The 10,151-nt window shown below is 41.5% G+C and carries 11 protein-coding genes; 2 read left to right on the top strand and 9 right to left on the bottom strand.

The features are described 5' to 3' along the window. Positions 1–285: 285 nt before the first annotated feature. The 3 genes from ABD010_RS01075 to ABD010_RS01085 form a co-directional block, all read right to left on the bottom strand. Positions 286–1,128, bottom strand: a complete 843-nt coding sequence (locus ABD010_RS01075) for a DegV family protein (protein ID WP_343810151.1) — start codon at positions 1,126–1,128, stop codon at positions 286–288. A gap of 255 nt (positions 1,129–1,383) precedes the next feature. Then, entirely contained in the window at positions 1,384–2,076 is a 693-nt protein-coding gene (locus tag ABD010_RS01080) for a response regulator (protein ID WP_343809476.1), read from the bottom strand. Positions 2,077–2,197: 121 nt separating this feature from the next. Then, entirely contained in the window at positions 2,198–3,337 is a 1,140-nt protein-coding gene (locus ABD010_RS01085; protein WP_343809479.1) for a sensor histidine kinase, read from the bottom strand. 220 nt (positions 3,338–3,557) lie between these two features. Here ABD010_RS01085 and ABD010_RS01090 point away from each other — a divergent pair, with 220 nt between their 5' ends. Further along, positions 3,558–4,190, top strand: coding sequence for a YigZ family protein (locus ABD010_RS01090; RefSeq protein ID WP_343809481.1), 633 nt, complete (start codon positions 3,558–3,560; stop codon positions 4,188–4,190). Between the two features lie 26 nt (positions 4,191–4,216). On the opposite strand, the gene nagB is transcribed toward ABD010_RS01090, so the two are convergent. From nagB to ABD010_RS01120, 6 genes are all read right to left on the bottom strand, one after another. Then, on the bottom strand, positions 4,217–4,945 hold the full coding sequence (gene nagB, locus ABD010_RS01095; RefSeq protein ID WP_343809483.1) for a glucosamine-6-phosphate deaminase: 729 nt from the start codon (positions 4,943–4,945) through the stop codon (positions 4,217–4,219). After that, on the bottom strand, positions 4,946–6,109 hold the full coding sequence (gene nagA / locus ABD010_RS01100) for an N-acetylglucosamine-6-phosphate deacetylase (protein WP_343809486.1): 1,164 nt from the start codon (positions 6,107–6,109) through the stop codon (positions 4,946–4,948). A gap of 21 nt (positions 6,110–6,130) precedes the next feature. Beyond that, positions 6,131–6,274 (bottom strand): hypothetical protein, encoded by a 144-nt coding sequence (locus ABD010_RS01105; protein ID WP_343809488.1) that lies wholly within the window; start codon positions 6,272–6,274, stop codon positions 6,131–6,133. A gap of 84 nt (positions 6,275–6,358) precedes the next feature. Continuing rightward, complete coding sequence (locus tag ABD010_RS01110; RefSeq protein ID WP_343809490.1) at positions 6,359–6,868, bottom strand: VanZ family protein; 510 nt, start codon at positions 6,866–6,868, stop codon at positions 6,359–6,361. 71 nt (positions 6,869–6,939) lie between these two features. Next, the gene (locus tag ABD010_RS01115) at positions 6,940–7,272 is read right to left on the bottom strand and encodes a helix-turn-helix domain-containing protein (RefSeq protein ID WP_343809492.1); all 333 of its coding nucleotides are present in this window, start codon (positions 7,270–7,272) and stop codon (positions 6,940–6,942) included. A gap of 73 nt (positions 7,273–7,345) precedes the next feature. Continuing rightward, a complete protein-coding gene (locus ABD010_RS01120) occupies positions 7,346–7,477 on the bottom strand; it encodes an anti-repressor SinI family protein (RefSeq protein WP_343809494.1) in 132 nt (43 codons plus the stop codon). 360 nt (positions 7,478–7,837) lie between these two features. Between ABD010_RS01120 and ABD010_RS01125 the strand changes: the two genes are divergently transcribed. Next, complete coding sequence (locus ABD010_RS01125; protein ID WP_343809496.1) at positions 7,838–9,862, top strand: penicillin-binding transpeptidase domain-containing protein; 2,025 nt, start codon at positions 7,838–7,840, stop codon at positions 9,860–9,862. The last annotated feature ends 289 nt before the right edge of the window (positions 9,863–10,151 follow it).

The raw sequence follows: 10,151 nt of genomic DNA on the forward strand, positions 1-10,151 counted from the left end.
CACCACACACTTGACATGGAAGTTTTCCTAATAATGATTTTTTATAATTGCCACAGCGACTGCACTTTTTTTGAAAAAAATTTATTTGAAAAGATGATACTGGGGTAAAATACTTGTCTTGCAGAAGTTGTTCAAATATGGGGTCGTTCAGGGGAATTTCCTGTCGAAGCAATAGTTTCCCATCGTAACGGGAAATAAAATCCTGATCCACTTGAAGCTGCATGGCCTCACACTCCTCTATTAATATATGGAACTGCCAGCCGACTGACTGGCAGAATAAACCAGCTATTTCATGTACCAGCACACACCAATTGCACCCTCACCGAGATGAGTCCCAATTACCGGGCCGAAGTAACTGATCATACTCTCCATATTAGCGTACGCTGGGTCAACCCTGTTTTTTAACTCAACAGCTGATTGCTCATTATTGGCGTGAATGAAAACAACCTTCATTTCCTTCCCTTTTCCTGCATCTTCTTCAAGCAGCCCTAAGATTCGATTAATTGCTTTTTTTCGAGTACGAATTTTCTCAAAAGGAACGATTACTTTATCGACAAAATGCAGTACCGGCTTGACTTGCAGGAGACTGCCAACAATTGCCTGAGCACCATTTAAACGGCCTCCTCGCTGCAGATGGCTGAGATCATCCACCATGAAATAGGCACGGATACTCTTTTTCATGTGATCAAGCTGTTGAATAATTTCATCCGGGCTTTTCTCAGCCTTGGCCATCTCAGCAGCTTCCAGCGCGTAAAATCCCTGGGCCATACAGCTGATTTCGGAATCATACGGATAGACATCAATGCCTTCCACCATCTCCCCGGCACTTGCAGCCGCCTGATACGTTCCACTGATCCCGCTGGATAAATGAATCGAAATGACAGCATCATAATCATCGGCAAGTTCCTCAAATTTCTTGGTGATTTGTCCGATTGAGGGCTGGGAAGTCTTGGGAAGTTGCTCGGCAGCTTTTACCTTTTGATAGAATTCCTCCGTAGTAATGTCTATTCCTTCACGGTAAGAAGTATCATCAAAGACAACACTAAGCGGAACGACATGTATATCATTCTGTTTGAGTAACCTTTCCGAAAGATATGCCGTACTGTCAGTCATTATTGCAACCTTCATCATCTACCCTTCTCCTCTTCTATTTTTGTATTACTATTTTACATGAATACTGGTAAAAATGCATTTGTTTTGGGGAGAATAATCCGGCGGTAGAGCGCCCTCCGCGAATTTATTGTCTCAACGATATGTCGCACTTTTATCGATAAATTTACTGTTCTGTTGATATCTGCCCATCTCCGATTCCTCCTGCATAAAAAATACCCTGCCACCAACCTTGATGACAGAGTATTGAGTGTTAAGGAACAAAACTCCAACTTAATACGTTACTTCGACCCAGCCTTTGCGTATTGCTGAAACAACTGCTTGTGTTCGGTCGTTAACATTCATTTTCTGTAAAATATTGCTGACATGGTTTTTTACAGTCTTCTCACTGATATATAGCGATTCGGCAACTGCACGATTGCTTTTGCCGTCAGCAAGAAGCTGCAGAACTTCGCATTCACGACGAGTCAGCAAATGTAATGGTTTACGATATTCGAGATTTTTTTCAGCTGTTCTTGACATGTTTTCCTGTGCAAGACGCCGATATTCCTGCACCAGATTATGCGTAACTTTCGGATGAAGGTAAGAACCGCCTTCACTGACCACTTTGATCGCTTCAATTAATGAATCTGAATCCATTTCTTTCAGCAGGTATCCTTGTGCACCGGTTTTCAGCGCATGCGTCACATAGCTTTCATCATCATGAATGGAAAGAATAATAATGCTAGTATCCGGAAAATGCCGAACGAGATCCGCAGTTGCCTGAACACCGTTCATTGTCGGCATATTGATATCCATCAGTACAACGTCGGGGTTATTTTCCTTGACAATTTTCGATGCTGTCAGCCCATCGTCCCCTTCTGCTACAACTTCAAAAGATGGTTCAAATTCCAAAATTCTTTTGACCCCTTCGCGAAAAAGCTTGTGGTCATCAATCAATACAATCCTAGTTCGTTTCGTATTCATCGGTATTGTTCCTCCCTGATTATTTTCTGTATATGTTAAATTACCCCATTACATTATCTATGAAGGCTAAATCTCTATTTAAGTATTAGTATACATAAATCTGTTGAAAAATGGTATAGCATTATGATGGGTTATACGGAACGTTGATCTGAATCGTTGTCCCTTTACCGATACCAGTGTCAATCGACAAAGTTCCATCCAACATTTCAACCCGCTCCCGCATACCGATTAATCCGAATGACTTATCATGCTTCATGTCCGGGTCAAAACCTTTGCCATTATCCTTTATTTCTACTAAAATATTTTGCTCATTTATTTCTATTTTTACCTTAATACATGTGGAATCAGCATGCTTGATTGCATTTTGTACAGCCTCCTGAACAAGCCTGAAAAAAGCTATTTCATATTTCTGGTGCAGCCGCTTTTGTTCCCCAACTGATGAAAATGTGATTTCAGCATCATTATAATCTGCTATGGTTGCAATATATTTTCTAATGGTTGGAATCAGCCCCAAGTCATCCAGGGCCATCGGACGCAAATCATAAATGATGCGGCGCACTTCATACAGCGAAGACCGTACCATTTTACGCATACTTTTCACTTCTTTGATTGCGTCTTCCACAGGACCGTTGCGGAATGTACGATCAACCAACTCAGATCGGAGCAAAATATTGGCAAGCATCTGGGCTGGCCCGTCGTGAATCTCCCTGGAAATTTTTCTGCGTTCTTCTTCCTGCGCTTCGATGATTTTCAACCCGAATTCTTGCTTTTCCTTTGCCTCAGCAATCATTTCATTTACTTGCCGAAAATCATCATTTAAGTAAGTGAGAATAACGGATATTTTTCCTGCCAATCCATCTGCACGTTCAAATGTCTGATCCAGGGCAACCAGTCTCCGTTCCAGATCATCCCGTTTATTCCGTAACTCTTTTTCTTCGTGACGAAGCACGGCCAATTGCGTTTGCATTTTATGCGTATTTTCATAAACTTCGCGGATTTCTGTTTCGGAATAGCGATCAAAATATTCACTGACCTCTGAAAGACGCTCCCTGGAATAACGCACTTTCTGTTCAAGCTGGTCACCGTCAGTAATGTGCTGAGCCATCTCTTCTTTGGTCTTTTTCAGTTCTTCAGTAAGCGTCTCATATTCATTTCTTGTTTCTTCACTGATATTGAATATTTCATCTTTACTGTTTTCCACGACATCAAACATTTCATCAATCACAAAGTCCAATGTTTTCTGTTCCAGTTTTTCTGACATACAGTTCCACCAGCCTATGATATAATTATTCGTATCCATATTTTTCTTTAATAGGGTCTTTTAGCATGCTTTACGAAAACTTTTTAGCAGATAGGAAAATATAAAACTTTCTTACTGCATACGTGCAACCAACTCGTCACCTAAAGGCATGGTGACAACCCATGTTTCAAAAATTTGCAGGTTCCAATCTTCTATATTAAACAGGAGGCAAAATATTCCTATGCTATCTACTTATTATACCGTAAAAAAAGAAGTTGAAAATCAGTTTGTCATTCAAAAGTCACGTTTTATCGGTTATGTGAAACGAGCTGAATCAGAGGAGGAGGCACAGGCATTTATTCATCAAATAAAGAAAAAACACCACGACGCAACCCACAACTGTTCAGCATACATGATCGGCGGGAACAACCAAATCCAAAAAGCCAATGATGATGGCGAGCCCAGCGGAACAGCCGGTGTACCAATACTGGAAGTTCTTAAAAAACGGGACCTGAAAGATACTGTAATTGTTGTCACCAGATACTTTGGCGGGATTAAGCTGGGTGCCGGCGGTCTTATTCGTGCTTACGGAAGCAGCGCCTCCCTGGCGATAGAAACAGCGGGTGTAGTGGAGCGCAGGTTAATGAACGGATTTTCAGTAACTGTTGACTATTCGATGCTGGGAAAATTGGAAAATGAATTGCGAAACTCTGATCACGTACTTGAATCGATTCATTATTTGGAAAAAGTGGAATTTATCGTTTATGTCAGAGACGGTTTCGAGGAAAGTTTCCTGGATTGGGTTACCAATCTGACCAGTGACACTGCGTTGGTGACCCATAAAGGCAGTGCATATGTGGAGATCGATGTCTAAACTGCATCGATCCCCACGCACCGATGTTATCCTAACTTTGACAGTGCTGCCTCGTCCCCAATTACAATCACATTTCCATGCTGCTGCAGAACAGACGCAGGGAATTCCTCGGTGATCTCTCCATGCACCAATTTTTTTACTGCATCCGCCTTATTAATGCCTGATACGAGCAGAACAATTTTTTCGCCGTGCATTATTGTACTGATTCCCATTGTTATTGCCTGTTCAGGGACTTGTTCCAATGAATCAAAAAAGCGTGCATTCGCTTTTCTGGTTGATAAATCCAGATCAACTGTATGTGTCTTCGTATCAAAACTGCTTCCTGGTTCATTAAAACCAATATGACCATTTAATCCAAGACCTAATACTTGCAAATCAGCATAACCGGCATCACGAATCTGTTTTTCATACCTTACACACTCTTCCTCAGGGTTTCCGGTATCCCCATTTGGTACATGTGTATGTTCAACAGAAATATCAACTGCATCAAACAATTTTTCACGCATGTAATACTTATAACTGTTTGGATCATCTTCACGGAGTCCGACGTATTCATCCAGATTAAAGGTTGTTGCGTTTACAAAAGAAACGGCATTCTTTTTATATGCCTTAATTAAATTACGGTACAATCCTTCAGGGGTGGAACCTGTAGCCAGACCAAGAACCGGCTTTTGCAACCCGTTTATTGTATTCACAATCAATTCAGCGGCTTTTTCACTCATATCAGCATAGTCTTTACATTTCAAAATTTCCATTCATGCTTCCTCCTTATACGCTACAACACCCCGGCAAATCGTGTACTTAATCGTCATATTGTCATCAACCAGCAGAAGATCAGCATCTTTCCCTTCCTTAATGCTTCCCTTCCTGTTAAAGATGCCCAACTGTTTAGCCGGATTGGCTGCTGCCATTTTCACAATGTCACCGATTGTGACATCCGTCACCTGCAACATCTGCTGTGCTCCCTGATACATTTTTAGAATGCTCCCTGCCAATGTACCATCCTTTAATACAGCACGGTCATCCGTTACCGCAACAGGCTGTCCTCCCAGTTCATAGTCACCCGCTTGCAAACACTTTGCACGCATTGCATCCGTGATTAAAATTAACCGTTCACTGCCCATGTTCGCATAAATCAGTTCAAGCATTTCCGGTGCAACATGAATCCCATCTGCAATCAGTTCGGCACGCAGTTTTTCCAATTCAAATGCAGCGCCGACTGCACCAATATCACGATGGTGAATTCCTGTCATTGCATTGCAAAGGTGTGTTACTTGCCGCAGACCATGTGAAACAGCTTTTTTTATGCCCTCAAATCCTGCTGCCGTATGTCCTGCTGAAACATTGACCCCGGTGGCTGAAAGATTTCTGATAAACGTTCCATTTGGATCATGCTCGGGAGCCATCGTTATCGTTTTAATGCTGTCCCCCGAAAGTGCCTGCCATTTTCTGAACAAATCAAGGTCCGGCTGCAAAATATGTTCCAGCGGCTGGGCGCCTTTTTTACTTTTCTCAATAAACGGTCCTTCCAAATGCACCCCAACAACTTCAGCCTGTCCTGATTTCGAATGATAAGCCGCAATATTTTCAAGTGCCTGCTCGGTGTTTTCCTGCGACTGGGTAATCGTTGTAGCCAAGAAACCGGTAGTACCTTCTTCAGGTAATACACCGGCCATTGTATCAATCGCTTCTTCTGTCGCATCCATAACATCAGCACCTGCCGCCCCGTGAATGTGACCATCGATAAAGCCAGGTATCAGATGAAGCCCCGTCCCGTCAATAATCTCAGCATCAGCTGGCGGACTCGATTCCGTGTGTATTTCTTTCATTTTATCATTTTCAATAAACAGTGATCCCTGGACAATCCCCTGATTTTCTGTATAAATAGCTGCGTTTTTAATATATAATCTGGTATTCAATAGATGTTCAATCCTTTTTAATCACTTTACTTGAAAGCTGTTATTGTCAGCACCCAGTTCATGAATGAGTGCATTAATTAATTCCTCTGACGATTGAAATTTGGCATTTTCTGTATCTTCAATAAGCTTTTCCAGCAAATGCTTAAATTTTTCCTGTTCTACCATTTGCAATACCGCCTTTTTAAAATTATACGCTAATCATACCATAAACACTCGAAAAAGGCTGTCGAATTATGTCGTTCTGCGTGATTATCTGGTTAATTTTCCGTTTTTTTGCCGACGTTTTCTGTTCCGATTCCATACAATCAGAAATAATACTGCAGCCCCTGCTCCAATTCCATCAATAACAATATCACCCGCATACGGTGTCCGGTTCGCCGTATAACTTTGATGGAATTCATCTGTAACAGCATATGTAATGGACAACAAATACGACACTTCCATAAGTTTCCAATGTGCACCTTTAACCGTTTTAACGAATGCCATGTAAAATAAACAAAGCAGGATGAAATATACACCAAAATGAGCACCTTTTCGGATAAAAAACTCAATCAGGCCATCAACACCCAACGCTTCCACACTTACTTCCGAATTATGATATGTAAATGACATCCATCCAACAAACGGTTCCAGAAACGATAAATTTAGGGCGTTCCCCAAAAATGGCTTGATATCCTGTTCCTCATATGGCTGTGCCGACGAATAAAAGATCACCCCCATCCATAACAAAGGAAAAAGCCAATATACAGATTTTTGCACTGCTGACCCTCCCATCACCGCAAAACCCAAACAGCAAAAAACCGCAAGCCCGGCAGCTGTACGGTCAGCTCTTACTTATCCTGTTCTTTTCTCCATTTTGTAAATTCAAGATAATCCTTAAACTGTTCCTTGCTGACACCCGAATCCATTGCTTCCCGCACAATTTCAATCCATTCACCGTCCAGTTCCCCTCTATTATTCTCCTGTTCATCATTACGAATCAAATCATTCACGGAGACATCCAGTACAGCACTTATTTTTTCCATAAATTGGATAGAAGGATTTGACTGAAGATTCCGCTCAATGGAACTCAAATATGATTTAGCCACACCAGCCCGCTCGGCCAGTTCGGAAATAGACATCTTTTTAGCCTTGCGCAATCGTTTTATTGTTTCACCTATCACGTAATACACCTTCTTTCAGACAAAGTATACCATAAAAAGGTGTATGGTTCTATATAATGTACAGTTTTATCCATCATCGGTTTTTCCGCTGCACTTCTGTCAGGAACTGCCTTATTTCTTCTATAGTCAACCCCAATGTTTTAGCCGATTTGATCAACTCAAACCACTCATCATCTAAAACAACTTGTTTTACCGGACTTTGCATTCAGTATTCCTCCCTAATTATTTCGTGTGCAGACAACAATTCTGATTCTTAATACCCAATACTTTAATCCTGGCCTTTAATCAAATTGTTCTCAAATAAGAACTATAATACTACTTTACTACTACTATACAATAGTTGCAATACATTTTGGGTGTCTTCTTTTGTCAAATATCAACTAGTTTTGTGTATGACTGGGAAATAATTGCCGATATAGGTCTAATGTCTTGCTTTTCATTATATCGAACAAAAATGTTTGCCGATTCCAAAACTGTATCTGCACAAATAACGGAAAAACACATGTTTTTTCAGGCGGAAAATGATATGATAATAATAGATTTTCAGATAGTGGAGGGGGTCATTATGAAAAAGGTTATACTGCTGTTCCCTGTCCTATTGGTACTGTTGCTTTCCGCATGCTCGGAAGATGAAATTACCCCGCAGGAGCGGTTTGATAAATATGTGAGCCATTGGAACCAGCAGGAATTCAGTAAAATGTACGATATGTCTGCGGAAAAATCGACTGAAAAATATCCAACAAAGGATTATGTGAAAAGGTATAAAGATATTTACGGAGATCTTAACATCAACAACCTGAAAATTTCCTATGAGAAACTTTCAGACAAACAAATAGAAAAAGCGATGGAAAAAGGGAAAGCTACTATCCCTTTTACAGTAAAAATGGATACTGTTGCAGGTCCTGTTAACTTTGATTATAAAGCTACATTGGTTAAAGAAGGCGAAGAGGACAAAGAGAACTGGTATGTTAAATGGAATCCCGGTTTTATTTTCCCGGCAATTAAAAATGGCGGAAAGATTGGACTGGAAACGGAAGAGCCTCGCCGCGGCGAAATCCTGGGCCGCAACCGAATGCCACTTGCCATTAATGATGTTGTTTACGAGATTGGTATTGTTCCCGGGAAGCTTGGTTCGAACGCCAGCCAGCAAAAACAACAGATAGCTGAACTGCTCAATATATCGGTTGAATCAATCAACAACAGTATTAATGCCGATTGGGTAAAACCTGGCATGTTTGTACCGATCAAAAAGGTATCAAAAAACAATGATAATCTATTGAACCAGTTATTTGAACTAAGCTCCGTCGTGAAAAGGGATGTAACGGGAAGAGTATATCCATACGGCAAAGCCACTGCACACCTGGTCGGATATGTAGGGAAAATTACTGCAGAAGAACTGAAAAAACGTGATTCCAAAGTCTACAGTCCAAATGATATGATTGGAAAACGCGGTCTTGAACAACTTTTTGATAAACGTCTAAAAGGTGAAGAGGGAGTTAAAATAACCGTCACGAATAAGAACGGTGAAACAACTGTTATTGCGGAAAAGCCGGTAAAAGACGGCGAAAATATTGTAACAACAATTAATGCCGAATTACAGAAGCGAATTTTCCAGAGCTATAACGGGGAAGCCGGTACCGCGGCAGCGATAGATCCAAAGACCGGTGAGACACTGGCACTTGTCAGCAGTCCCTCTTTTAACCCAAACGATTTTTTATATGGTATTTCCCAATCCAAATTGGATGAACTGCAAAACAATCCAAAAAAGCCATTGATCAATCGATTTTCGGCAACATTTACACCGGGATCAGTGATTAAACCAGTAACAGCGGCAATCGGATTAGATAATGGGACCATCAAACCTGGAGAAGGTATTGAAATAAACGGTCTTACCTGGAGCGGAGGTGAGGGTTGGGGTGATTATGAAGTTACCCGTGTATCCACGTCCAGCCAGCCAGTTGACGTCACGGATGCCCTGATTCGATCCGACAACATTTATTTTGCAATGCAGGCAGTTGAGATGGGGTCCGAAAAATATGTGAAAGGCATGAAACAATTTGGCTTTGGTAAGGAATTGCCTTTTAAATATCCGATCCAGAAATCAACGATATCATCGAGCGGAAGTATAGATGATGAAGTTCTGCTTGCAAATTCAAGTTACGGACAAGGCGAATTGCAGGTAAGTGCATTGCATCTGGCAATGACGTATACACCGATTCTGAACAAAGGAAATATGATAAAACCGACTTTACTTGCTGACGCTAAAGATGGTCAGGTATGGAAAAAGAATTTAATCACCACGAAGCAAGTAAATCTTCTGCAGAAAGCATTGCGGAAGGTCGTATCATCACCAAAAGGAACAGCAAACGGGGCACAGCAGGCGGACTTCCCAATTGCTGGTAAAACAGGTACGGCTGAATTGAAAAAGACACTTGAGCAGGAATCAGGTGCAGAAAACGGCTGGTTTGTCGGTTACCCATCGAAGTCAAAAGATATTCTGATTTCCATGATGGTCGAACATACTGAAGATGATGGCGGCAGCAGCTATGTAGTAGATAAAGTCACAAACATTTTGATGGATACAAAATAACGTGCATTGAAAAACTTCGGCATTCGTCCCGTCTAAAACGAGTGTCGAAGTTTCTTTATAATCAACCACAACCCCTTGTTTTTAAAAACACCCCTTTATGGCAAGAACAAAAGCGGAAGCGCCCGTTTAGCGACGTACAAACTGTGCCCGCGCATCGCGGGTAGGTCGGCGTTGCTGCGCAAAGCGGCGGTTTTAGCCGATCTTCCTTAAATGAGATAAAGGAAACACGCCCCTTCATAGGGGTGTGTCGACGTTGGCCGCAAAGGCCGGTTTTAGTCGGCCTTCCTTA

This window comes from Virgibacillus siamensis (genome assembly GCF_039522605.1).
GTDB lineage: Bacteria > Bacillota > Bacilli > Bacillales > Amphibacillaceae > Lentibacillus > Lentibacillus siamensis.